This is a genomic window from Pseudomonas sp. B3G-3 (assembly GCF_028640915.1).
Taxonomy (GTDB): Bacteria; Pseudomonadota; Gammaproteobacteria; order Pseudomonadales; family Pseudomonadaceae; genus Aquipseudomonas; species Aquipseudomonas chlororaphis_I.
Genome location: NZ_JAQZAB010000107.1, coordinates 47841 through 72236, shown reverse-complemented (window position 1 = coordinate 72236; position 24396 = coordinate 47841). Strand labels below are relative to the sequence as shown.

The 24396-nt window shown below is 62.8% G+C and carries 22 protein-coding genes; 16 read left to right on the top strand and 6 right to left on the bottom strand.

Annotation, left to right across the window (positions count from 1 at the left end; genetic code table 11):
• Positions 1–99: 99 nt before the first annotated feature.
• Entirely contained in the window at positions 100–1644 is a 1545-nt protein-coding gene (locus PVZ80_RS16145) for an AhpA/YtjB family protein (protein ID WP_273864200.1), read from the bottom strand.
• A 134-nt stretch (positions 1645–1778) separates the two neighbouring features.
• Here PVZ80_RS16145 and serB point away from each other — a divergent pair, with 134 nt between their 5' ends.
• Positions 1779–2993: a phosphoserine phosphatase SerB gene (gene serB / locus PVZ80_RS16140; RefSeq protein ID WP_009046680.1), complete on the top strand. Its 1215-nt coding sequence runs from the start codon at positions 1779–1781 to the stop codon at positions 2991–2993.
• 70 nt (positions 2994–3063) lie between these two features.
• On the opposite strand, the gene asd is transcribed toward serB, so the two are convergent.
• The 3 genes from asd to PVZ80_RS16125 are packed head-to-tail and all read right to left on the bottom strand — an operon-like array spanning position 3064 to position 6338.
• Positions 3064–3924 (bottom strand): archaetidylserine decarboxylase, encoded by an 861-nt coding sequence (gene asd, locus PVZ80_RS16135; RefSeq protein ID WP_016704504.1) that lies wholly within the window; start codon positions 3922–3924, stop codon positions 3064–3066.
• 16 nt (positions 3925–3940) lie between these two features.
• Positions 3941–4756 carry a thiosulfate sulfurtransferase gene (gene rhdA, locus PVZ80_RS16130; RefSeq protein ID WP_038582587.1) on the bottom strand — a complete coding sequence of 272 codons (816 nt, stop codon included), beginning with the start codon at positions 4754–4756 and terminating at the stop codon, positions 3941–3943.
• A 43-nt stretch (positions 4757–4799) separates the two neighbouring features.
• Positions 4800–6338, bottom strand: coding sequence for an HDOD domain-containing protein (locus tag PVZ80_RS16125; protein ID WP_273864199.1), 1539 nt, complete (start codon positions 6336–6338; stop codon positions 4800–4802).
• 166 nt (positions 6339–6504) lie between these two features.
• Here PVZ80_RS16125 and motA point away from each other — a divergent pair, with 166 nt between their 5' ends.
• Together motA and motB are read left to right on the top strand one after the other, a co-directional pair.
• A complete protein-coding gene (motA, locus tag PVZ80_RS16120; RefSeq protein ID WP_007921402.1) occupies positions 6505–7356 on the top strand; it encodes a flagellar motor stator protein MotA in 852 nt (283 codons plus the stop codon).
• A gap of 3 nt (positions 7357–7359) precedes the next feature.
• Positions 7360–8400 (top strand): flagellar motor protein MotB, encoded by a 1041-nt coding sequence (gene motB / locus PVZ80_RS16115; protein ID WP_009046684.1) that lies wholly within the window; start codon positions 7360–7362, stop codon positions 8398–8400.
• A gap of 87 nt (positions 8401–8487) precedes the next feature.
• Here motB and rsgA read toward each other — a convergent pair whose 3' ends face one another.
• Positions 8488–9519 (bottom strand): small ribosomal subunit biogenesis GTPase RsgA, encoded by a 1032-nt coding sequence (rsgA, locus tag PVZ80_RS16110; protein WP_009046685.1) that lies wholly within the window; start codon positions 9517–9519, stop codon positions 8488–8490.
• A gap of 107 nt (positions 9520–9626) precedes the next feature.
• Here rsgA and orn point away from each other — a divergent pair, with 107 nt between their 5' ends.
• A complete protein-coding gene (gene orn / locus PVZ80_RS16105) occupies positions 9627–10169 on the top strand; it encodes an oligoribonuclease (protein ID WP_273829319.1) in 543 nt (180 codons plus the stop codon).
• A 171-nt stretch (positions 10170–10340) separates the two neighbouring features.
• On the top strand, positions 10341–10955 hold the full coding sequence (locus PVZ80_RS16100) for a trimeric intracellular cation channel family protein (protein WP_169915460.1): 615 nt from the start codon (positions 10341–10343) through the stop codon (positions 10953–10955).
• On the opposite strand, the gene queG is transcribed toward PVZ80_RS16100, so the two are convergent.
• Entirely contained in the window at positions 10937–12016 is a 1080-nt protein-coding gene (gene queG, locus PVZ80_RS16095; protein WP_016704510.1) for a tRNA epoxyqueuosine(34) reductase QueG, read from the bottom strand. The two genes, PVZ80_RS16100 and queG, sit on opposite strands and share 19 nt — an antisense overlap.
• Before the next feature lie 63 nt (positions 12017–12079).
• On the opposite strand from queG, the gene PVZ80_RS16090 reads away from it, so the two are divergent.
• From PVZ80_RS16090 to PVZ80_RS16040, 11 genes are all read left to right on the top strand, one after another.
• On the top strand, positions 12080–12940 hold the full coding sequence (locus tag PVZ80_RS16090) for an NAD(P)H-hydrate dehydratase (protein WP_273864198.1): 861 nt from the start codon (positions 12080–12082) through the stop codon (positions 12938–12940).
• Positions 12928–13398 carry a tRNA (adenosine(37)-N6)-threonylcarbamoyltransferase complex ATPase subunit type 1 TsaE gene (tsaE, locus tag PVZ80_RS16085; protein ID WP_009041903.1) on the top strand — a complete coding sequence of 157 codons (471 nt, stop codon included), beginning with the start codon at positions 12928–12930 and terminating at the stop codon, positions 13396–13398. Before PVZ80_RS16090 ends, tsaE begins: the two co-directional genes overlap by 13 nt.
• Before the next feature lie 3 nt (positions 13399–13401).
• Positions 13402–14829 carry an N-acetylmuramoyl-L-alanine amidase gene (locus PVZ80_RS16080; protein WP_196762704.1) on the top strand — a complete coding sequence of 476 codons (1428 nt, stop codon included), beginning with the start codon at positions 13402–13404 and terminating at the stop codon, positions 14827–14829.
• Positions 14826–16736: a DNA mismatch repair endonuclease MutL gene (mutL, locus tag PVZ80_RS16075; RefSeq protein WP_009046688.1), complete on the top strand. Its 1911-nt coding sequence runs from the start codon at positions 14826–14828 to the stop codon at positions 16734–16736. The genes PVZ80_RS16080 and mutL overlap by 4 nt, the downstream gene beginning before the upstream one ends.
• The gene (gene miaA, locus PVZ80_RS16070; RefSeq protein WP_009046689.1) at positions 16736–17707 is read left to right on the top strand and encodes a tRNA (adenosine(37)-N6)-dimethylallyltransferase MiaA; all 972 of its coding nucleotides are present in this window, start codon (positions 16736–16738) and stop codon (positions 17705–17707) included. Before mutL ends, miaA begins: the two co-directional genes overlap by 1 nt.
• Positions 17708–17800: 93 nt before the next feature.
• The gene (hfq, locus tag PVZ80_RS16065) at positions 17801–18061 is read left to right on the top strand and encodes an RNA chaperone Hfq (protein WP_007921378.1); all 261 of its coding nucleotides are present in this window, start codon (positions 17801–17803) and stop codon (positions 18059–18061) included.
• A 12-nt stretch (positions 18062–18073) separates the two neighbouring features.
• Positions 18074–19375, top strand: a complete 1302-nt coding sequence (gene hflX / locus PVZ80_RS16060) for a ribosome rescue GTPase HflX (protein WP_007921372.1) — start codon at positions 18074–18076, stop codon at positions 19373–19375.
• 96 nt (positions 19376–19471) lie between these two features.
• Positions 19472–20641 (top strand): FtsH protease activity modulator HflK, encoded by a 1170-nt coding sequence (hflK, locus tag PVZ80_RS16055; protein WP_009046690.1) that lies wholly within the window; start codon positions 19472–19474, stop codon positions 20639–20641.
• On the top strand, positions 20641–21510 hold the full coding sequence (hflC, locus tag PVZ80_RS16050; protein WP_009046691.1) for a protease modulator HflC: 870 nt from the start codon (positions 20641–20643) through the stop codon (positions 21508–21510). Before hflK ends, hflC begins: the two co-directional genes overlap by 1 nt.
• A 315-nt stretch (positions 21511–21825) precedes the next feature.
• Positions 21826–23013 carry an ATP phosphoribosyltransferase regulatory subunit gene (locus tag PVZ80_RS16045; protein WP_009046692.1) on the top strand — a complete coding sequence of 396 codons (1188 nt, stop codon included), beginning with the start codon at positions 21826–21828 and terminating at the stop codon, positions 23011–23013.
• Between the two features lie 54 nt (positions 23014–23067).
• The gene (locus tag PVZ80_RS16040; RefSeq protein WP_009041907.1) at positions 23068–24360 is read left to right on the top strand and encodes an adenylosuccinate synthase; all 1293 of its coding nucleotides are present in this window, start codon (positions 23068–23070) and stop codon (positions 24358–24360) included.
• The last annotated feature ends 36 nt before the right edge of the window (positions 24361–24396 follow it).

The window sequence follows — 24396 nt, the reverse complement described above, 5'->3', positions numbered from 1 at the left end:
GAAGCAGATAGGTGCGAGGCTTGCCCGCGATGGCGTCAGCCCGATCAACACCCAACAAAAAGCCCGCATCGCTGCGGGCTTTTTTGTTGAGCGGCTGGCTTACAGCTTGGCCCGGCTCTCGTGCATCCGCGCCAGTTGCCGCTCCAGCATCGATGGGTAGGGCTCCATCAGGCGCTCGACGCAGCAGGCGCCTTCCGGGCTGGCGATCGGACGAATGCGCGCACGCTGACGAATCAGCGCGTCATCGTTGATCTTGCGCTCGACCAGCAGCAGGTTGCGGCTGTGCTGGGACAGCGCCAGGGCATCCTGGGCGGTCTCGGTCAGCAGCAGGTCGATCTGGCTCAGGCCGAACAGCTCGTCGCCCAGGGTCAGGCCCAGTTGCAGTTGCAGGGTGATACCGCTGTCGGCCACTTCGATTTGCAGGGCGTGGCCCAGGGCGCGCAGCAGTTCGCCGCAGCAGATGGCGTTGGTCAGGTAGTCGTCGCCGCTGTCTTCGCTGTGGAACAGCATCAGCGTGCTGCCGTCGTTCAGGGTGTGCAGTTCGCTCTGGTACAGCGAGGCGGCCTGGTCGAGGCAGTCGCGATAACGTTCCAGCAATTCCGTCAGGCGGGCGCGGGGCAGGCGGCGCAGTTGCTCCTGGGCGCCCAGTTGCACGGCCAGTACCGCGCTGTGCTGCGGTTGTGCCGGTACCGCGGGTTTTACGATCGGCTTGGCAGCGGTCGCGGTGGACGAGCTGTCGCGAAGATCGGCGAACGGGTCTTCGTCGTCGGCCAGATCTTCTTCGGCGCTGACCACGTGCCGTGGTGCGGGCTTGAGGCCGGCCACCGGAGCGCTTTCGTCGAAGCTCGGGTCACGCAGGTTGCGCACCTCGAAGGTCGGTTCCGCGTCTTCGCTGTCGTCGTAGTCGGTATCGTCGATCTCGGCTTCCGGTTCGGGCTCCGGCTCGACCTTCTCCGGCGCGAAGCTGGCATGCAGCTGGCGCGCCAGGTCGCCGATCTCGTCCTGGCGCTGGGTGGCCGGGGTGTGCGCGTCGATATCCCGCAGCCAGACCCGCAGTTGCATCAGCGGCGTGGAGATGTGCCGCCCCAGGCGCAAGCTCAAGGCCAGGGCCAAAGCCAGCAGGATGGCGCTGAGAATGCCCATGCTCTGCAGGCTGATGGTCATCGGCTGCTGGAATTGTTCCATGTCCAGGCTGATGCGCAGGTTGCCCGCGGTCACGTCCTGGAAGGTGATTTTGGTCTGGTAGACGCCTTCGGTTTCACCCAGCAGGCTGCTTTTCGGGCGCTGACCGGCTTCGGCGAGGATGCGGTTGTCCACGCTGTAGATCGCCGCGTGGGCCACCAGCGGGTTCTTGGTCAGGTTGTTCAGCAGCACGTTGAGGCTGAGGATGTCGTTGGACACCAACAGCTCGGTGGCCGAGGTCGCGGTCTGGGTGGTCAGGCTCTGACCCAGGGCGTCGGCTTGTTCGTGCATGGCCTGCTTGAATTGCAGCCCCATCACGCAGGCATAGATCACCAGGGCCAGGGCGACCAGGATCACGTTATGGCTGGCAATGCGCAATGCAATCGGTACACGGCGATGACGCAGTGCACGGAAGATCAGCAGGAAGAAGTTATCGGTTTTAACTGGCGTGGGCCGGTTCACTGAGCTCGGCTCTTTTGTCCGTGAAGTTGAGGCGCAGTATAGCGACAGGCCCTAGACCGGCAAAGCGCTGGCTGTGCCCGATGGTCACTGAAAGTGGGTAGAATGCGGTTTTTTTCCACCTGCGGGGGTGCGCCTTGCGCGAAATCGTCCTGATAAACATCACTGGTGAGGACCGTCCGGGCCTCACTGCGGCCATTACCGGCGTTCTGGCCCAGGGTGGTGTGAACATTCTCGACATCGGTCAGGCGGTGATCCACGACACTCTGTCGTTCGGCATCCTGGTTGAAATTCCGGACAACGAGCAGAGCTCGTCGGTGCTCAAGGACATTCTGTTCACCGCCTATGAGCTGGACCAGCAGGTCCGTTTCACGCCGGTTTCCGAAGAGGATTACCAGCAGTGGGTCGGCGGCCAGGGCAAGAAGCGCCATATCGTTACCTTGCTGACCCGCAAGGTCACCGCCGAGCAGTTGCAGCGCGTCAGTTCGATCACCGCCAAGTACGGCTTGAATATCGACCATATCGATCGCCTCTCCGGGCGCATGCCGCTGGACACCCCGGCCGACAAGGGCAAGGGTTGCATCGAGTTCTCCGTGCGTGGCGAAGCAGCCGATCCGCAAGCGTTGCGCGCCGAGTTCCTGAGCGTCGCACAGGAACTGAACGTCGATATCGCCTTCCAGGAAGACTCGTTGTTCCGTCGTAACCGCCGCCTGGCGGTGTTCGACATGGACTCGACGCTGATCGAGGCGGAAGTCATCGACGAGCTGGCCAAGGCGGCCGGCGTGGGTGACCGGGTGGCGGAAATCACTGAGCGGGCCATGGCCGGCGAGCTGGATTTCCGGGCCAGCTTCAAGGAACGCCTGGCCTTGCTCCAGGGCCTGGACATCAAGGTGCTGGACTCCATCGGCGCATCGCTGCGCCTGACCGAAGGCGCCGAGACCCTGTTCGCCGAACTCAAGCGCCTGGGCTACAAGACCGCGATTCTCTCGGGTGGCTTCACTTACTTCGCCAAGCAATTGCAGGCCAAGCTGGGGATCGACTACGTATTCGCCAACGAACTGGAAGTGATCGACGGCAAGGTGACCGGTGTCGCGGTCGAGCCGATTGTCGATGCCCAGCGCAAGGCCGATCTGCTGCGTGAGCTGGCCGCCAAGGAAGGGTTGCGCCTGGAGCAGACCATCGCGGTCGGCGACGGCGCCAACGACCTGCCGATGCTGGCGATTGCCGGCCTGGGCGTGGCTTTTCGCGCCAAGCCGCTGGTCAAGCAGTCGGCCAAGCAGGCGATTTCTACCCTGGGCCTGGATGGCGTGCTTTATCTGCTGGGCTTTCGCGATCGCGACGGCCAGCTCTGAGCCGAATCCAAGGCAAAAAAAACGCCGCGATCTGCGGCGTTTTTTATGTCCAGCTTTTTATGCCCAAAGCTCAGGCCTTGGGTAGGCCCATGCCTTGGCCCACCTGTACTGGCGAGCCGGCCGCCAGTTCTTCGGCCCACTGCACTTGCTCCGGCCCGAACAGCACGATCGCGGTGGAGCCCAGCTTGAAGCGGCCCAATTCGGCGCCTTTTTCCAGGTGGATCGGTGCGCGGGCGGCTTCGTCGTAGCGTACGGTCTTCAGTTCGCGCTTCGGCGGAGTCACCAGGCCGGCCCAGACGGTTTCGATCGAGGCTACGATCATCGCGCCCACCAATACCACGGCCATCGGGCCGCGCTCGGTATCGAAAACGCACACCACGCGCTCGTTGCGGGCGAACAGCTCTGGCACGTTTTCCGCGGTGGTCTGGTTGACCGAGAAGATCCGCCCTGGCACGTAGACCATTTCCCGCAGGGTGCCGGCCAGCGGCATGTGCACGCGATGGTAGTCCTTCGGCGACAGGTAGATGGTGGCGAAGTCGCCGCCCATGAACGGAGCCGCCAGGGCCGAATCGCCACCCAGCAGTTCCAGCACGCTGAAGCTGTGGCCCTTGGCCTGGAATACCCGGCCGTGTTCGATCGGGCCGAGTTGGCTGACCGCGCCGTCAGCCGGGCTGAGGATCGCGCCCGGAGTCTGGTCCAGCGGGCGGGCGCCGTCTTTCAGGGCGCGGGTGAAGAAGGCGTTGAAGTGCTCGTAGGCGGTCAGGTCTTCCACCAGTGCTTGCGACATGTCCACCTGATAACGCTTGGCGAACCAGGCGGTGAAGGCATTCTTGAACCAGCGCACGCGGCACTCGGCGATGCAGCCGGCCAGGCGCGACAGCAGGTGGTGAGGCAGCAGGTACTGGCTGAGGATAAACAAACGCTTTTTCATTAACTGTCCTTAAACCTTAAATCTCTACGGGCGTGTCAGGGTGGTTGCCCCATTCGCCCCAGGAACCGGCATAGCCTTTGACCCGCGGATAACCGAGCGCCTTGGCCACCAGGTAGGTGAAGCCAGAGCGGTGGTGAGTCTGGCAGTGGGTAATCACTTCTTTGTCTTTGCTGATGCCGAGCTGTTCGAGGATCTGCGGCATGTCGCTGCGGATCCGCAGGTTGCGCGCCTGGTCCATGCCCGCCGTCCACTCGAAGTTGATCGCGCCGGGAATGTGCCCACCCTTGGCGGCGAGGACTTTCTCCCCCGAGTACTCCAGCGGGCCGCGAGCATCCCAGATCGCCAGGTCGGCCGCGCCAAGCCGGCTTTGCAGGTATTCACGGGTGGCGGTCGGCTCGTCGTGCAGGGTCAGGGCGACAGGGCCGCCAACGGCTGCCGGGACTTCGCTCGAGACCGGCAGGCCGTCCGCCAGCCAGGCCAATAGCCCGCCGTCCAGGTAGTGGTAACGGGAGTGGCCGATGACATCCAGCAACCAGATGAAGCGCCCGGCCCAGCCGCCGCCTTCGTCGTCGTAGACCACGTAGACAGCATCCGGGTTATGCCCCAGTTCGCCGAACAGGGCTTCCAGGGCCGCCTGTGGTGGCATCAGCCCGGGCGCCGGTGCCTGACCGAGCTGGGTGCGTTTAGGGTCGACGAAGCGCGCGCCGGGGATGTGGCCCGCGGCATAGCGGGCGGCGCTGGTCAGGTCCACCAGGATCAGTTCGCGGGCGTCCAGGCGAGGGAGCAGGTCGCTCGGCTCGATCACCAGCGGCAAGCCAGAGAAGTCAGGCATGTGAGGTCTCCAGGGCACAAAGGGGAGGATTGTAGCGCAAGCGTCAGCGGCTGCGGTTGGTAAAGCTGTGCAGGGCCTTTTCGATGCATTGGGCGGTCTTGCCGAACGCCTGTACGGAGATTTCCGAGAAGGGCTGGCCGCCCTGGTCGGCGACGATCAGCATGATCACCCGGCCATTGCTGGGCACCGAGCGCATCAGCAGATGCTCGCCACGAAACAGCGTGCGCAGGCTGGCGGGCAGGCGGGCGGAGAACTGGGCGTTGTTGGTCGGCGTCAGGCGCACTTGCGCCGGGGCGTCCAGCAGCCGCTGCAATACGCTGCTCTGGCTGATCGTCAGCATCAGGCTCGAGGCTTGCGCGGGCAGCCCGGCGATCTGATGCACCCGCAACTGGGTCCGGGTGCGGTCGACCATCAGCAGCATCACCCGGCGCATACCGCATGCCACCAGGGCATCGCGGGCAAAGGTGGTCAGGTGCATGGCATTGCTGAAACGGCTGGGTTCCACCAGCAATTCGCTGCACTGCTTGCGCCACTTGGCCAGGTCTTCGGCGGTTGGTGCGGGCACTGGAAGCTCGCCGCGATGCACGCGCCGGGCCTCCCAAGGCCAGAGCAGCGCCTCGGCTGGATGCCACAGGTCGGGCATGCGGTGATGCCGGGCACTCTGCGCGGCTTGCTGGTGCAGCTGTTGTTGCAGCTCGTCCATCGGCATCTGCAGATACAGGCTGGTCAGGTATTGCCAGCGCATGCAGTGCGGGCTGGTCCAGGACTCTTGCGCCGAGAGGGCCAGGGCGTTGGCCAGCAACACACTGTTGGCCGGTTGGTTCAGCCAGCGCTGCAGGGCCGGATCGGCATCCAGGCATTGTTGCTGGTGCAGCGGGTGGGCGTTGTCCCGGGCGATATGCAGGGCCTTGACCAATTGCTCCTGCTCGTCGATCAACAGGCGGTAGCCTTGCTGTACCCAGATCGGCAAGTGCCAGATCTCCACCAGGGCCTGGCCCAGCTGAAGCAGGCCGACACCGAACAGTTGCTGCTCGACCTCCTGGGCCGGTTCGGCCTTGTGGACGACCCGCAACTCCCACTCTTCGAGCAGTTTTGGATAGGTCAGCGCCAAGGGCCACAGCGGCGAGAGAAACAGCAGGCTGCCCCAGTGAATGTCCTGCCAGAGCCTGGCCAGGCGCCCGGCGAAAAAACCGTTGGCCTGTTGGGTCGCGTGCTGGCTGATCAGTTGCAACTGGCGCAGTCCGACCGGGATCTCCTGTTCGGGCTGGGCAGGCAGGCGGGCGAGCAATTCTTCGGTACGCGCGAGGCCCAGGCGGTTGAGGGCAACCTCGAGGTTCTCGGCCGGCTCGCCCATGCTGCCGTGGGTGTGGCGATTGGCTTCGCGAATCACGCTCAAGGCCAGCGCGGGGCTGTCCTGCATCAGGTCGGCAATGTCGCGCAACGAGCTGCGATTGTCCCTGATGGCTTTGCAGACCCGGTCGTGGCTGGCTTGCGGCACCGGCAAACGGACCGCGTCAAGCAGCTTTATCCAGGATTCGAGGGAGTGGGGGGCGGTAGTTGGGACTGTCGTTTCATTAGACATGGCTGGGCGCAATCATCGTCTGCTGTAAACACGCCCAGAGCGGGCCAAACTGGCTTTTCGCCTTAACGGCCTATAGTCTGGCGCAGTTTTGCCGATAAGTAGAAGAAGAGTTTTAAGAACTTCCGAATATGACCTTGAACCCGACTCAGTAAGTACCTTCCTACCTATGGCTAAAATTATCGGCATCATCGTCGTGTTCGCGAGCGTGCTCGGCGGATACGTGCTTTCTCACGGCAAGATTGCCGCCCTGATCCAGCCTTTCGAGGTGCTGATTATCGGTGGCGCCGCGCTGGGGGCGTTCCTGCAGGCGAACCCCGGCTACATGACCATGCACGTGCTCAAGAAGTCCTTGGGGATGTTTGGTTCGCGCTTTTCCCAGACCTTCTACCTGGAAGTGCTGGGGCTGATCTACGAGATCCTCAACAAGAGCCGCCGCGAAGGCATGATGGCGATCGAGGGCGATATCGAAGATGCCGCCGCCAGCCCGATTTTCGCCAAGTACCCATCCGTGCTCAAAGACGAGCGCATGACCGCGTTCATCTGTGACTACCTGCGCATCATGTCCTCCGGCAACATGGCTCCCCACGAGCTGGAAGGCCTGTTCGACATGGAGCTGTTCAGCCTCAAGGAAGACCTCGAGCATCCGTCCCATGCGGTCAACGGCATCGCCGACGGCATGCCGGGTTTCGGTATCGTCGCGGCGGTACTGGGTATCGTGGTGACCATGGCGTCCCTGGGTGATGGCGACCAGAAGTCCATCGGCCTGCACGTAGGTGCGGCGCTGGTCGGTACCTTCTTCGGTATTCTCGCGGCCTACGGCTTCTTCGGCCCGCTGGCTCATTCCCTGGCGCACGACGCCAAGGAAGAGCTGAACGTCTACGAAGCCATCAAGGCCTCCCTGGTGGCCTCGGCTTCCGGCATGCCGCCATCGCTGGCCGTGGAGTTCGGGCGCAAGGTGCTGTACCCGGCGCACCGTCCGAGCTTCGCCGAGCTGGAACAAGCGGTTCGCGGTCGCTAAGCCATGGAAAACAATCAGCCGATTATCATCAAGCGCGTCAAGCGCTTTGCCGGCGGACATCACGGCGGGGCGTGGAAGATCGCCTTCGCCGACTTCGCCACGGCGATGATGGCGTTCTTCCTGGTGCTGTGGCTGTTATCCACCGCCACCCCGGAACAGAAGATCGCCATCGCCGGTTACTTCAAGGACCCGATCGGCTTCTCGGAAAGCGGCACGCCCTACATCATCGACCTGGGCGGTTCTCCCGAGCTGGCGCCGGAAAACACGCTCAACCCCGAGATCAAGTCGCAGCCGCAGCCGGACAAGGTTACGGTCGATACCGATCAGGTCGAGAGCATGGCCGAGCAGGTGGAAAGAGAGCGTCTGGAGCTGTTGCTGCAGGAGTTGCAGAACAAGGTCGAAGAAAACCCGCAATTGCAGAAGTTCAAGGACCAGATCCTGTTCGAGATCACTCCGGACGGCCTGCGTATCCAGATCATCGATTCGGAAAACCGGCCGATGTTCGACTCCGGCAGTGCACGCCTGAAGCCGTACTTCGAGGACATCCTGCTGGCCATGGCCGACACCATCAAGGCGGTGCCGAACAAGATCAGCATCAGCGGTCACACCGATGCCAAGCCTTACGCGGGCACCGGAGATTTCGGTAACTGGGAGCTTTCGGCCAACCGTGCCAACGCCGCGCGTCGGGCGCTGGTGGCGGGCAGCTATCCGGACGGTCAGGTGGCTCGCGTGGTGGGTTATGCCTCGTCGTCGCTGTTCGATCGCAAGGACCCGTTCAACCCGATCAATCGGCGTATCGACATCGTGGTGCTGACCAAGAAGGCCCAGCGCGCGATCGAAGGTGAAGTCGCTCCCGAGGCTCCGGCTCCAACCCAGGGCCAGGGCGCCCCGGGCGAAGTGCCGGTCGACCCGAACGCCTTGCCGCCGGAGCAGGAGCCTTTGCCGGCTCATGAGCTGCGCGAGCGCCTGAATATCTTCGACGACGCTGCACCGAAGACCGAGGGCGCGGCTGCGCCCGCAGCTACGCCTCCAGCTGCGCGGTGATGGGTAAAAGCAGGCTCTGTTAAAGAGTGCTCGATAAAAAAGGCCGCGATCATCGCGGCCTTTTTTGTTTCTGCGTGGGGCTACTTATTAATAGCTGCTATCCGGCAGGCTGGCGATGATCGAGCGGTAGCTGTTCATCCGTTGCTGCTGGATCCGCCCGTCTTCCAGGGCCTTGAGCAGGGCGCAGCCCGGTTCGCGGTCATGCTTGCAGTCACGGAAGCGGCAGGTGCCCAGCAGGTCGTTGAACTCGATGAAACCCGCTTCGACATCGGCGCGGCTGACGTGGCCCAGGCCGAATTCGCGAATCCCCGGGGAGTCGATCAGTTCGCCGCCGCCCGGGAAGTGGAACAGGCGCGCGGTGGTGGTGGTGTGGGTGCCCTGGCCGGACAGCTCCGACAAAGGCCCGACACGGGTTTCGACATCCGGTAGCAGGCTGTTCACCAGCGACGACTTGCCCACGCCAGACTGGCCGACGAACACGCTGATCCGCCCGTCCAGCTGCGCTTGCAGCTGTTCCATGCCATTGCCGTGGTGGGCCGAGACTTCCAGCACTGGATAGCCCAGTTGCCGATAGACCGCCAGCAGGGCGTTCAGGGCAGGGGCGTTCTGCTCGTCGATCAGGTCGAACTTGTTGAGCAGCAGCAGCGGGCGGATGCCGGCATGTTCGGCCGCTACCAGGTAACGGTCGATCAGGTTGGCATGGGGCTCGGGCAGCGGGGCAAAGACGATCACGATCATGTCGACGTTGGCGGCGACCGGCTTGAGCTGGCCGCGGCTATCCGGACGGCAGAGTTCGGTGTGGCGCGGCAGTTGCGCGACGATTACGCCGATGCCCTGGTTGCCCGGGCGCCAGACCACCTGATCGCCGGTCACCAACGCCGGCAGGTTGGCGCGCAAGTGGCAGCGGAACACCTGGCCGGCCAGTTCGCCCTCGCGCGCCTCGACCTCGACCTGCACACCGAAGTGGGCGATCACCAGGCCGGTCTGTTCGGGGCCGAGGTCGCCGCCTTCCAGTGCTTCCACGGCAGAGGATTCACGTTTGGCGGCGCGGGCGGCGCGTTCGCCTTGAATCTTTTCGATGCGCCAGTTTTGGCGACGATTGAGCTGGCGTTTGGCCATTGGTGTTCCGTGTCGAGAATGCGGCGGTTAGATAAAACGGCCGCGAGTTTAGCACGCCAGCAGGTCCCTCTAGGCTAAACTGCGCAGCTACGCCGAGGAGCCCACACATGCAAAACCCGCAGAATCTGATCTGGATCGACCTGGAAATGACCGGTCTGAACCCTGATACCGACGTCATCATCGAGATGGCGACCATCGTCACCGATAGCAATCTCAATACCTTGGCTGAAGGTCCGGTCATCGCCATCCACCATAGCGATGAAATTCTCGCCGGCATGGATGAGTGGAACACCCGCCAGCACGGCGGCTCTGGGCTGACCCAGCGCGTGCGTGAAAGCCGCATCAGCATGGCTGAAGCGGAAGCGCAGACCATCGCCTTCCTGGAGCAGTGGGTGCCCAAGGGCAAGTCGCCGATCTGTGGCAATAGCATCTGCCAGGACCGGCGTTTTCTGTATCGCCATATGAAGGCGCTGGAAAGCTACTTCCACTACCGCAACCTTGACGTTTCCACCCTCAAGGAGCTGGCGGCCCGCTGGGCGCCGGATGTGCGCGACAGCTTCAAGAAAGGCAGCACCCACCTGGCGCTGGATGACATCCGCGAGTCGATCGCCGAGCTGCAGCATTACCGCAAGCACTTCATCAAGCTCTGATGATTCGGTGGCGCTGGTTCTGATGTCATCGCGGGCAAGCCTCGCTCCTACAGGTTTGCATAAGGCTTGCCCGCGATAGCTCGCGCCGGGGTCTCCAGCAATTCCAGCCGGCGCCCCCTTTTGGTGCCAGCAGCAACTGAGTAGACTGCGCGCCTTCCTGTAAGGACCGCCATCATGCTGCTGATGCTTTACCTGATTGCCATTACCGCCGAAGCCATGACTGGCGCCTTGTCTGCCGGCCGTCGCGGCATGGACTGGTTCGGGGTGGTGTTGATCGCTTGCGTCACGGCCCTGGGCGGCGGTTCGGTGCGTGACGTGCTGCTGGGGCATTACCCGCTGACCTGGGTCAAACATCCGGAATACCTGGTGCTGACCTCGGTCGCGGCCCTGGTGACCATCTTTATCGCGCCCTTGATGCGCCACCTGCGCTCGCTGTTTCTGGTGCTCGACGCCGTGGGGCTGGTGGCGTTCACCCTGATCGGTTGCATGACCGCGCTGGAAATGGGCCACGGCATGGTGGTGGCATCGGTCAGCGGGGTGATTACCGGGGTATTCGGCGGCATCCTGCGGGATATCTTCTGCAACGATATTCCGCTGATCTTCCGTCGCGAGCTGTATGCCAGCGTCTCGTTCGCCGCGGCCTGGTGCTACATGCTCTGCATCTACCTGCAATTGCCCGGCGAGCAGTCGATCCTCATCACCCTGTTCGGCGGTTTCCTACTGCGCCTGCTGGCGATCCGTTTTCACTGGGAAATGCCCAAGTTCGTCTACAACGATGAGCAGTGACGGCTGGCGTGTTGCTTCAGCGCCCATTCCACGTGTTCGCGCACCAGCTCTGACGGGTAGTCCCGACGGGCCTTGAGGGCTTCCAGCACCGGAATGCTCGACGGCGCGTTGCCCAGCCCTACCGCCAGGTTGCGCAGCCAGCGTTCGTAGCCGGCGCGGCGTAGCGGCGAGCCTTCGGTGCTGCTGAGGAACTTGTCCTCGTCCCACATGAACAGCTCGGCCAGCTCGGCATTGTCGAGGTTGTGGCGTGGCTTGAAGTCGCCTTCGCCGGAAGGGCGGGCGAAGCGGTTCCACGGGCAGACGATCTGGCAGTCGTCGCAGCCGAACACCCGATTGCCGATCAGCGGGCGCAGGTCTTCGGGAATGGCGTTTTTAAGTTCGATGGTCAGGTACGAAATGCAGCGCCGGGCGTCCAGTATATAAGGGCCGACGAAGGCCTTGGTCGGGCAGATGTCCAGGCACGCGGTGCAGCGGCCGCAGTGCTCGGTGGCGTGGGGCTCGTCCACCGGCAATGGCAGGTCGACGAACAGTTCGCTGAGGAAGAAGTAGCTGCCGGCCTTGCGGTTGAGTACCAGGGTGTTCTTGCCGATCCAGCCGAGCCCGGCCTGTTCGGCGATGGCTTTTTCCAGCACCGGGGCGCTGTCGACGAAGGCGCGATAGCCGAACGGGCCGATTTCCTTCTGGATGCGCTCGGCCAGTTGCTGCACGCGCTTGCGGATCAGCTTGTGATAGTCGCGGCCCAGGGCGTAGCGCGAGACGTAGGCTTTTTCCGGTTGGGCCAGGCGCTGCGCCATCTGGGTGTCGCCGGGCAGGTAATCCATGCGCAGGGACACCACGCGCAGGGTGCCGGGCACCAGTTCGTCCGGGTGGGAGCGTTTGCTGCCGTGGGCGCCCATGTAGTCCATTTCGCCGTGGTAGCCCGCCTCGAGCCAGCGCTCCAGGTGCTGTTCATGCTCGGCCAGGTCCAGGCCGCTGATGCCGACTTGCTGAAAGCCCAGCTCGCGGCCCCAATCCTTGATCGATTGGGCGAGGGCGGGCAGATCGGTGGTAATGGCAGGCATGAGGCGAGAGAAACCGGGGCTGAGGTGCGTATAATTCTGCCAGACATCGGAGCCCGAAGACGCATGCCGCAGACAAAACACCCTTTACCCGACATTCAGCTGCTGACGCCCGGCACATTGCCGCGGCTGGCTGCCCGTGCGCCAAGCGCCCATAAAGGCCAGTTCGGGCACCTGTTGCTGATCGGTGGCGATCGCGGTTTTGGCGGTGCGGCGCTGCTCTGCGCCGAGAGCGCCTTGCGCGGCGGTGCCGGGATGGTGTCTCTGGCGACGCGCAGCGAGCACGTTGCGGCCGCTCTGGCGCGGGTTCCGGAGGTCATGGCCCTGGGCACAGACTCGGCCAACCAGTTGATGGGCTTGCTGGAGCAGGCCTCGATCATCGTGGCGGGCCCTGGTCTGGGGCAGGCGGCCTGGGGGTGCAGCCTTTTATCTGCCGCCGCCAATGCGCCACGGCCCCAGGTCTGGGACGCCGATGCGCTCAATCTGCTGGCCAAAGGCGGTTTGACCTTGCCGTCGGGCAGCGTGATCACCCCGCATCCGGGGGAAGCCGCGCGGCTGCTGGGGATTTCCACTGCGCAGGTGCAGGCGGATCGTCTGGCCGCCGCTCAAGCGCTGAGCAAAAAATACACAGCTGTGGCCATCCTGAAGGGCGCCGGAAGTCTGGTCGCCAGCCCTGATGGCCGCTTGGGTCGCTGCGACCGCGGGCATCCGGCCATGGCCACGGCGGGGCTGGGGGATGTGTTGGCTGGCCTGGTCGGGGCGCTGCTGGCCCAGGGGATGTCGGCGTTCGATAGCGCTTGCCTGGCGGTCTGGCTGCATGCCGTCGCGGGCGAGCATCAAGGTAAATTGGGCCGGGGGCTGGCGGCCAGCGATCTGATTCCGGTCATTCGTCAGTTGCTGGAGGAGCAATCACCGTGTCTGAAATAACCCTGTATCTGGCAGACGAAGACGCCATGATCGCCTTTGGCGCGCGCCTGGCGCAGGTCACTCAAGGGGTGGGTGTGATCTTTCTGGAAGGCGATCTGGGGGCGGGGAAAACCACGCTGTCCCGGGGCCTCATCCGTGGCCTGGGACATGCCGGTGCGGTGAAAAGCCCGACCTTTACCCTGGTTGAGCCCTACGAGATCGGCGATGTGCGGGCCTTCCACTTCGATCTTTATCGCCTGGTCGATCCTGAGGAGCTGGAGTTTCTCGGCATCCGCGATTACCTGGAGGGTGATGCACTGTGTCTGATCGAGTGGCCCCAGCGTGGTGCGGGCTTTTTGCCAAAGCCGGACCTGACCATTACCATTAGCCCGCATAACAGCGGGCGTTCCCTGCATTTGTTGTCGCAAGGCTCGCGTGGCGAGGCCTGGTGTGCCGCTTTGGCGTTGGAATTCAAATAATTGATGGGGTTAGGTATGCGCATTCGCGCGTTGGTTGCTGTCGTAGGACTGTTGCTTACGGCATTGGCCGTCGACGCTCTGGCCGCTACACAGGTCCGCAGCGTTCGCCTGTGGCGGGCACCGGATAACACTCGACTGGTATTTGACCTGTCCGGTCCGGTCCAGCACAGCGTCTTCACCCTGACGGCCCCTGATCGTCTGGTGATCGATATCAACGGTGCGACCCTCGGCGGGCCGCTGAATGTCTCCACGGCGAATACGCCGATTACCGCCATGCGTTCGGCCCAGCGCACCCCCACCGACTTGCGGGTGGTCGTCGATCTGAAAAAGGCCGTCACCCCCAAGAGTTTTACCCTGACGCCCAATGCCCAATACGGCAATCGCCTGGTGGTCGACCTGTTCGATAACCCGGCGGACGCCGCGCCGACGCCGCCACCGGCACCGAATGTCGCGACCGTGCCGGCGGTCCCGGTAACGCCGACCAAGCCTGAGATCAAGCTGCCACCGGCCCCGGCCGGCAAACGCGATATCGTCGTGGTCATCGATGCCGGTCACGGTGGCGAGGACCCGGGTGCTTCCGGCTCTCGCGGCCAGCATGAGAAAGACGTGGTACTGGCCATCGCCCGCGAGCTGCAGCGCCAGATCAATGGCCTCAAGGGCTTCCGCGCCGAGCTGACCCGTACCGGCGACTACTTCATTCCGTTGCGCGGTCGTACCGAGATCGCCCGCAAGAAAGGCGCCGACCTGTTCGTCTCGATCCACGCCGACGCGGCACCGTCCCGCGCGGCCTTCGGGGCCTCGGTGTTCGCGCTCTCCGACCGCGGCGCCACGTCCGAGACAGCCCGTTGGCTGGCGGACAGCGAAAACCGTTCCGACCTGATCGGCGGGGCCGGCAACGTCAGCCTCGATGACAAGGACCGGATGCTTGCTGGCGTATTGCTGGATCTGTCCATGACGGCCTCGCTGACTTCCAGCCTGAACGTCGGCCAGAAAGTGCTCAGCAACATCGGCCGGGTCACCCCGCTGCACAAGCAGCGCGTCGAGCAGGCCGGGTTCATGGTGCTCAAGTCTCCGGACATTCCGTCGATCCTGGTGGAAACCGGCTTTATCTCCAACGCCAACGAAGCCTCCAAGCTGGCCACCGTCAGCCACCAGCAAGCACTGGCGCGTTCCATCAGCAGCGGCGTGCGGCAGTTCTTCCAGCAGAACCCGCCGCCGGGCACCTACATCGCCTGGCTGCGTGATTCCGGGAAGATTGCCCAGGGGCCTCGCGACCACCGCGTGAGCCCGGGCGAAACCCTGGCGATGATCGCCGTGCGTTATCAGGTTTCCGCCGCCACCCTGCGCAGCGCCAACAACCTGAGCAGCGATGAGCTGAAAATCGGTCAGACCCTCACCATCCCGGGTACAGAACTGGCGGCCAAGGAATGAATGACGCAGTCATCAGCAGCGCCCGCATCGAGCTGCTCAGCCCGCGACTGGCGAACCAGATTGCCGCCGGTGAGGTGGTCGAGCGTCCGGCATCGGTGATCAAGGAGTTGCTGGAGAACAGCCTGGACTCCGGCGCCAAGCGCATCGATGTGGACGTCGAGCAGGCGGGCGTCAAACTGCTGCGGGTGCGCGACGACGGCAGCGGCATCTCCGCGGATGATCTGCCGCTGGCCCTGGCGCGCCACGCCACCAGCAAGATCCGCAACCTCGAGGATCTGGAACAGGTCATGAGCCTGGGCTTTCGGGGTGAGGCGCTGGCATCCATCAGCTCGGTCGCCCGCTTGACCCTGACTTCCCGCACCCGCGAGGCCGATCAGGCCTGGCAGGTGGAAACCGAAGGCCGCGACATGGCGCCGCGCGTGCAGCCGGCGGCCCACCCGGTCGGTACCTCGGTGGAAGTCCGCGACTTGTTCTTCAACACCCCGGCTCGGCGCAAGTTTCTCAAAGCCGAGAAAACCGAGTTCGATCACCTGCAGGAAGTGATCAAGCGCCTGGCGCTGGCGCGTTTCGATGTCGCGTTTCACCTGCGTCACAACGGTAAAAGCGTCCTCAGCCTGCATGAAGCCAACGATGACGTGGCGCGCGCGCGGCGGGTGGCAGCGGTGTGCGGTTCGGGCTTTCTCGAGCAGGCGCTGCCGATCGAGGTTGAGCGTAACGGCCTGCATCTGTGGGGCTGGGTAGGCTTGCCGACTTTTTCCCGCAGCCAGGCGGATCTGCAGTATTTCTACGTCAATGGTCGCGCGGTGCGCGACAAGCTGGTGGCCCATGCGGTGCGCCAGGCTTACCGCGATGTACTGTTCAACGGTCGGCACCCGACCTTTGTGCTGTTCTTCGAAGTCGACCCGGCGGTGGTCGACGTCAACGTGCACCCGACCAAACACGAAGTGCGCTTCCGTGACGGGCGCATGGTCCACGACTTCCTGTACGGCACCCTGCACCGCGCCCTCGGCGATGTCCGGCCGGAAGACCATCTGGCGGCGCCGGCAGCGGTCGCCGGCATCGTGCGGCCGAGCGGGATCGAGGCCGGCGAGTTCGGCCCCCAGGGCGAAATGCGCCTGGCGGCAAACATGACGCTGGAACAGCCGCAGGCCCAACCGGCCTTCAATCCGCCAGGGGCCGGTTCGGGCGCGGGTTATCAGTACCAGTACACGCCGCGTCCGCAGCCAGTGCTGCCGGCGGCCGAGGCGCAAAGCGCCTATCGCGAGTTCTTTGCGCCCTTGCCTGAGTCCGGGGCCGCGACCCTGCCGGACGCTCAGGGCGATATCCCGCCGCTGGGCTATGCGCTGGCGCAGCTCAAAGGCATCTATATCCTCGCGGAAAACGCCCAGGGCCTGGTGCTGGTGGACATGCACGCGGCCCACGAGCGGATCATGTATGAGCGCCTGAAGGTGGCGATGGCCAGCGAAGGCCTGAGCGGCCAGCCGCTGCTGGTGCCTGAGTCGATCGCGGTCAGCCAGCGCGAAGCCGACTGTGCCGAGGAGCACGTCAGCTGGTTCCAGCGCCTGGGATTCGAGTTGCAGCGCCTGGGCCCTGAGTCGCTGGCGATCCGGCAGATTCCGGCCCTGCTCAAGCAGGCGGAAGCCAACCGCCTGGTGCATGACGTCCTGGCCGACCTGATGGAGTACGGCACCAGCGACCGTATCCAGGCGCACCTCAACGAGTTGCTGGGCACCATGGCCTGCCACGGGGCGATCCGGGCCAATCGCCGCCTGGCCCTGCCGGAAATGAACGGCTTGTTGCGCGACATGGAAAACACCGAGCGCAGCGGTCAATGCAACCATGGCCGACCGACCTGGACCCAGTTGGGCCTGGACGATCTGGACAAACTCTTCTTGCGCGGTCGTTGATGAGCCAGCTTCCCCCAGCGATCTTCCTGATGGGCCCGACTGCCGCTGGCAAGACTGACCTGGCCATCGAACTCACCAAGGTTTTGCCTTGCGAGCTGATCAGCGTCGATTCGGCGCTGGTCTACCGTGGCATGGACATAGGCACCGCCAAGCCGTCCAAGGAAATCCTGGCCGAATTTCCGCACCGCCTGATCGACATTCTCGACCCTGCCGAGAGTTATTCGGCGGCGGATTTCCGTACCGATGCGCTGGCGGCCATGGCCGATATCACCGCGCGCGGCAAGATTCCGCTGCTGGTGGGCGGCACGATGCTCTATTACAAGGCTTTGCTTGAAGGCTTGGCGGACATGCCGCCGGCCGACCCACAGGTCCGCGCCGAGCTGGAAGAAGAAGCGGCACGCCTTGGCTGGCAGGCCCTGCACGACCAATTGGCGGCCATCGACCCCGAGTCGGCGGCGCGGATTCACCCCAATGATCCCCAGCGCCTGACCCGGGCGCTGGAAGTCTATCGGGTCAGTGGCCTGAGCATGACCGCCCACAGACTGCGACAATCTGCGCAAAGTACTGAAGCAGCCGCTTCGGGACGGGGACAATTGCCCTATACTGTCGCGAACTTGGCCATTGCCCCGGCAAACCGTCAGGTACTGCATGAGCGCATTGCACAAAGATTCACAATTATGTTGGAACAGGGATTCGTCGACGAGGTCGTAGCTCTGCGTTCTAGAAGTGACCTGCATGCCGGGTTGCCGTCTATACGTGCTGTAGGCTACCGACAGGTCTGGGATCATCTGGATGGCAAGCTGACATTCGCCGAGATGCAGGAACGCGGCATCATTGCCACGCGCCAATTGGCGAAGCGCCAGTTCACCTGGTTGCGTAGCTGGGCTGATTTACACTGGCTGGACAGCCTTGATTGCGACAATCTGCCACGCGCCTTGAAATACCTGGGAACGGTCTCCATATTGAGCTGAGTCCTTGCAATTGCCGTCTATCCTTGGGGGTGGGGCGGTTTTAGCCATCTGTTTTCTGATTTTTTATTATTGATCCTTAAAGGAGTGCGGCACATGTCAAAAGGGCATTCGCTACAAGACCCTTACTTGAATACTTTACGTAAAGAGAAAGTTGGGGTTTCCATCTATCTGGTCAACGGGATCAAGCTGCAAGGTACGATCGAGTCTTTCGACCAGTTCGTCATCCTGCTGAAGAACACCGTCAGCCAAATGGTTTACAAGCACGCTATCTCGACAGTGGTACCGGTTCGTCCAATTCGCCTGCCTAGCGCATCCGAATCCGAACAGGGTGACGCTGAGCCAGGTAACGCCTGATAGGAGTCTCCTTTGTTCTTTGAGCGCCACGGTGGTGGTGAGCGTGCAATTCTCGTTCACTTGGATGGTCAGGACCCTGAGGCGCGCGAAGATCCGCAGGAGTTTCAGGAGTTGGCAATATCGGCCGGCGCCGAGACCGTCGCGTTTGTTAACGTGCCGCGTCATCGGCCAACCGCCAAGTACCTGGTTGGCAGCGGCAAGGTCGAAGAATTACGCGACCTGGTCAAAGCCGAACAGGTCGACCTGGTGATTTTCAATCACATCCTCACACCCAGTCAGGAACGTAACCTCGAACGTGCTTTCGAGTGTCGCGTGATTGACCGCACGGGTCTGATTCTCGATATTTTCGCCCAACGTGCCCGCACTCACGAAGGCAAGCTCCAGGTAGAACTGGCCCAGCTTGAATATATGAGTACGCGTCTGGTTCGTGGCTGGACTCACCTTGAGCGGCAGAAAGGCGGTATCGGCCTGCGTGGTCCGGGTGAAACCCAGCTCGAGACTGACCGGCGTCTTCTGCGGGTTCGCCTGCGACAGATCAAGGCCCGGCTGGAGAAGGTCCGCAGTCAGCGCGAGCAGGCCCGTCGTGGGCGCAAGCGTGCCGATATTCCTTCGGTATCGTTGGTGGGCTACACCAACGCCGGCAAATCCACCTTGTTCAACTCCGTGACCGAGTCCGATGTATTCGCGGCCAACCAACTGTTCGCTACCCTCGACCCGACCTTGCGCCGGCTCGAGCTGGACGATCTGGGTCCGGTCGTGCTGGCCGACACTGTGGGGTTCATTCGTCACCTGCCGCACAAACTGGTCGAGGCGTTTCGGGCTACGCTCGAAGAGTCGAGCAACTCCGACCTGCTGTTGCATGTAATCGATGCCCATGAGCCCGAGCGCATGGCCCAGATCGAGCAGGTCATGGTGGTGCTCGGCGAGATCGGAGCCCAGGACTTGCCGATACTGGAGGTCTATAACAAACTCGATTTGCTCGAGGGGGTAGATCCGCAGATCCAGCGCGATGCCGACGGCAAGCCGCAGCGGGTCTGGTTGTCGGCTCGTGAGGGGCAGGGGCTGGACTTGCTCAAGCAGGCCATTGCCGAGCTGCTGGGCGAGGATTTGTTTGTAGGCACCTTGCGCTTGCCGCAGCGTTTTGCTCGACTGCGAGCGCAGTTCTTCGAGTTGGGCGCAGTGCAGAAAGAAGATCACGACGAGGAAGGTGTCAGCCTGCTGGCTGTCCGCTTGCCGCGAGTCGAGCTGAATCGACTGGTAAGCCGCGAAGGCATGCAACCGCTGGAGTTCATCGAGCAACACACTTTGCAATAAAAGCCTGAGAAAGCGGTTGTGCCGCTGTAGCAGGCATTCTGTAGCATTGGTCGGCGCGCCGTGGGTGCGTCTTTGCTTTATCAGATGGAGAGCGCTATGGCTTGGAATGAGCCGGGTGGCAACTCGAATAATCAGGATCCTTGGGGTGGTAAGCGCCGCAACAATGGCGACCGCAAGGGGCCACCGGATCTCGACGAGGCCTTCCGCAAGCTGCAGGAAAGCCTGAATGGGTTGTTCGGTGGTGGTAAGAAACGTGGTGACGACGGTGGCAGTTCCGGTAAGGGCGGCGGTCTCGGCCTGCTCGGTATCGGTCTGGTCGTGCTGGCGGCCGTGTGGCTGTACAGCGCGGTGTATGTCGTGGACGAGCAGGAGCAGGCCGTGGTGCTGCGCTTCGGCAAGTACTACGAGACCGTCGGCCCGGGCCTGAACATCTACTTCCCGCCGATCGATCGCAAGTACATGGAAAACGTCACGCGTGAGCGTGCCTATACCAAGCAGGGTCAAATGCTGACTGAAGACGAAAACATCGTCGAAGTGCCGCTGACCGTGCAGTACAAGATCAGCAACCTGCAGGACTTCGTGCTGAACGTCGATCAGCCGGAAATCAGCCTGCAGCACGCCACCGACAGTGCCCTGCGCCACGTAGTGGGTTCCACCGCGATGGACCAGGTGCTGACCGAAGGCCGTGAATTGATGGCCAGCGAGATCAAGGAGCGTCTGCAACGTTTCCTCGACACCTATCGCACCGGTATCACCGTTACCCAGGTGAACGTACAGAGCGCAGCGGCACCGCGTGAAGTGCAGGAAGCCTTCGATGACGTGATCCGTGCCCGTGAAGACGAGCAGCGTTCGCGCAACCAGGCTGAAACCTATGCCAACGGCGTCGTGCCGGAAGCCCGTGGTCAGGCCCAGCGCATCATCGAGGATGCCAACGGTTATCGCGATGAAGTGGTCTCCCGCGCCAAGGGTGAGGCCGATCGCTTCACCAAGCTGGTGGCCGAGTACCGCAAGGCGCCTGAAGTTACCCGTGAGCGTCTGTACCTGGACACCATGCAGGAAGTCTTTAGCAATACCAGCAAGGTTCTCGTGACCGGCAACAAGAACGGCCAGAGCAATCTGCTGTACCTGCCGCTGGACAAAATGGTCGAGAGTGGCCGCAGCACCAGTGCTCCGGTGACTGGCGCAGCAGCCAGCAGCAACGAAGCGAATGCGCGTGCGGCAGCTGACCTGCAGCAACAGCAAGCGCGTACCAGGGAGAGTCGCTGATGAGCAATAAATCGCTGATCGCCCTTATTGTCGGCGTCGTCGTGGCGATCGCTGCCTGGAACTGCTTCTACATCGTCGCTCAGACTGAGCGCGCGGTGTTGCTGCAGTTCGGTCGTGTGGTCCAGGCTGACGTTCAGCCGGGTCTGCATGTGAAAGTGCCCTATGTGAACCAGGTGCGTAAGTTCGACGCCCGCCTGATGACCCTGGATGCACCGACCCAGCGTTTCCTGACGCTGGAAAAGAAAGCCGTGATGGTCGATGCCTATGCCAAATGGCGCGTGAAGGATGCGGAGCGTTTCTACACCGCGACTTCCGGCCTCAAGCAGATCGCCGACGAGCGTCTTTCCCGTCGTCTGGAGTCGGGCCTGCGTGACCAGTTCGGTAAGCGCACCCTGCACGAAGTGGTGTCCGGTGAACGTGATGCGCTGATGGCGGATATCACGGCTTCGCTCAACAAGATGGCCGAGAAAGAGCTGGGCATCGAAGTGGTCGATGTCCGGGTCAAGACCATCGACTTGCCGAAGGAAGTGAACCGCAGCGTCTTCGAGCGCATGAGCACCGAGCGTGAGCGTGAAGCTCGCGAGCACCGCGCCAAGGGTAACGAGCTGGCGGAAGGTATTCGTGCCGACGCCGATCGTCAGCGCCGCGTACTGCTGGCCGAAGCCTATCGTGAGTCGGAAGAGATTCGCGGTGACGGCGACGCCAAGGCCGCAGCCATCTACTCCAAGGCCTACGGTCAGGACCAGGAGTTCTACGGTTTCTACCGTAGCCTGCGTGCCTATCGTGAAAGCTTCGCGAACAAATCCGACGTCATGGTCCTGGATCCAAGCAGCGACTTTTTCCGTTACCTGGAAAAGGCCAAGCCTTGATGCGACGTTGACCTGAATCGCCCCGCCCGGCGGCTAAAGTGTCTGGCGGGGTGATCCTTTGGGAAAACGAGTGTATGATGCGGCAGCCGGGAAATTCCCGGCTTTTTTGCGTCTGCACGTTTGATTGTGGTTGTTGGTGCAAGACGGCGAGTTGAACGACTCGACAGGTTTTTTCGAGGAAAGTGAGTGGCGAAGCCGGTTTCAGGCTTTTCGCCCCGTCGCCCATGCGCGTGGTTTGCGCATGAGCCGATCATTTTCTGCTTCACTCAAGGCCCGCCCATAGGCTGGCCGCCTGGATCACAGGGGAATGGCGTAATGGCAACGGTAGACCGCTGGCTGCTGCCAGATGGCATCGAAGAAGTACTGCCACCTGAGGCGGCGCGCATTGAAGTTGCGCGTCGTCAGGTGTTGGATCTGTTCCAGAGCTGGGGTTACGAGTTCGTCGTGACCCCTCATATCGAGTACCTGGAATCCTTGCTGACCGGCGCGGGCCAGGACCTCGACCTGCGTACCTTCAAGGTCATCGACCCGCAATCGGGTCGGCAGATGGGTTTCCGCGCCGACATTACGCCGCAGGTGGCCCGAATCGATGCGCATACCCTGCGTCGCGAAGGCCCGAGCCGCCTGTGCTATGCCGGTAGCGTGCTGCATGCGCAGCCGCGTGCCTTGTCGTCCTCGCGCAGCCCGATCCAGCTGGGCGCCGAGTTGTACGGCGATGCGAGCCCGAGCAGCGACGTGGAAGTCATCAGCCTGATGCTGGCGATGCTGCAACTGGCCGATGTGCCGGATGTGCACATGGACCTGGGGCATGTCGGTATCTACCGTGGCCTGGCCCGTGCGGCCGGCCTCTCCGGCGAAGTGGAACAGCAACTGTTCGATGCCCTGCAACGCAAGGCCATCGACGAGGTCATTACCTTGACCGAAGGCCTGCCGGCCGATCTGTCCGGCATGCTGCGAGCGCTGGTCGACCTGTGCGGCGGCCGTGAAGTGCTGGCTGCGGCCCGCGAGCGCCTGGCCAATGCACCGGCGCCGGTGCTGGCGGCCCTGGACGACCTGCTGGCGATTGCCGAGCGTCTTTCCGTGCGTTTCCCTGAATTACCGCTGTACTTCGACCTGGGCGAGCTGCGCGGTTACCACTACCACACCGGTGTGGTGTTCGCGGTGTTCGTGCCGGGCGTTGGCCAGTCCATTGCCCAGGGCGGTCGTTACGACGACATCGGCGCCGACTTCGGTCGTGCCCGCCCGGCAACCGGCTTCTCTACCGATTTGAAAACCCTGGTGACCCTGGGGCGTGCTGAGATCGAGCTACCGTCTGGCGGTATCTGGATGCCGGACAGTACGGATGCAGCCCTCTGGCAGCAGGTTTGCCAGTTGCGCAGTGAGGGTCAGCGCGTGGTTCAGGCCTTGCCTGGACAACCATTGGCCGCCGCCCGTGAAGCGGACTGCGACCGGCAATTGATTCAGCAGAACGGGCTTTGGCAAGTATTGCCGCTGGCTTCTTGAGTTTTCCCGCCGGCCGTTGCCGGCACCAAGTTTGCGCGAATGAGGACAAGTGTTATGGGTAAGAATGTCGTAGTCCTGGGCACCCAGTGGGGTGATGAGGGCAAAGGCAAGATCGTTGATCTGCTGACCGAACATGCTGCCGCCGTAGTGCGCTACCAAGGTGGCCACAACGCTGGCCACACCCTGGTGATCGATGGCGAAAAAACCGTCTTGCACCTGATCCCTTCGGGTGTGCTGCGCGAAGGCGTTCAGTGCCTGATCGGCAACGGTGTGGTAGTTGCGCCGGACGCCTTGCTGCGTGAGATCGTCAAGCTGGAAGAGAAAGGCGTACCGGTGCGCGAGCGCCTGCGTATCAGCCCATCCTGCCCGTTGATCCTGTCCTACCACGTAGCGCTGGACCAGGCGCGTGAAAAAGCCCGTGGCGAGCAGAAGATCGGTACCACCGGTCGCGGCATCGGCCCGGCTTACGAAGACAAGGTCGCTCGTCGCGGCCTGCGTATCGGCGACCTGTTCCACCGCGAGCGTTTCGCCGCGAAGCTGGGCGAGTTGCTGGACTACCACAACTTCGTACTGGTCAATTACTACAAAGAGCCGGCCATCGACTTCCAGAAGACGCTCGACGAGTGCATGGAATACGCCGAACTGCTCAAGCCGATGATGCTGGACGTGACCGCCGAGCTGCACCAGCTGCGTCGCGCGGGCAAGGACATCATGTTCGAAGGCGCCCAGGGCTCGCTGCTGGACATCGACCACGGTACCTATCCGTACGTCACCAGCTCCAACACCACTGCCGGCGGCATCGCCACTGGCTCGGGTGTGGGCCCGATGTACCTGGACTACATCCTCGGTATCACCAAGGCTTACACCACTCGCGTGGGTTCGGGTCCGTTCCCGACCGAACTGTTCGACGACGTCGGCGCTTTCCTGGCCAAGCGTGGCCATGAGTTCGGTGCAACCACCGGCCGTGCCCGCCGTTGCGGCTGGTTCGACGCCGTCATCCTGCGTCGCGCCATCGACGTCAACAGCATCTCGGGCCTGTGCCTGACCAAGCTGGACGTGCTGGACGGCCTGGAAACCATCAACATCTGCGTGGGCTACAAGAACCAGGATGGTGCAGTCATCGACGCGCCAACCGACGCCGACAGCTACATCGGCCTGGAGCCGGTGTACGAGCAGATGCCAGGCTGGAGCGAGTCGACCCTGGGTGCCAAGACCCTGGAAGAGCTGCCGGCCGCTGCCCGTGCCTACATCAAGCGTATCGAAGAGCTGGTCGGCGCGCCGATCGACATTATTTCGACAGGCCCGGACCGCAACGAGACCATCGTTCTGCGTCACCCGTTTGCTTGATAAGTCGTTGATGTAAAAAGCAAAGGCCCCTCTCCC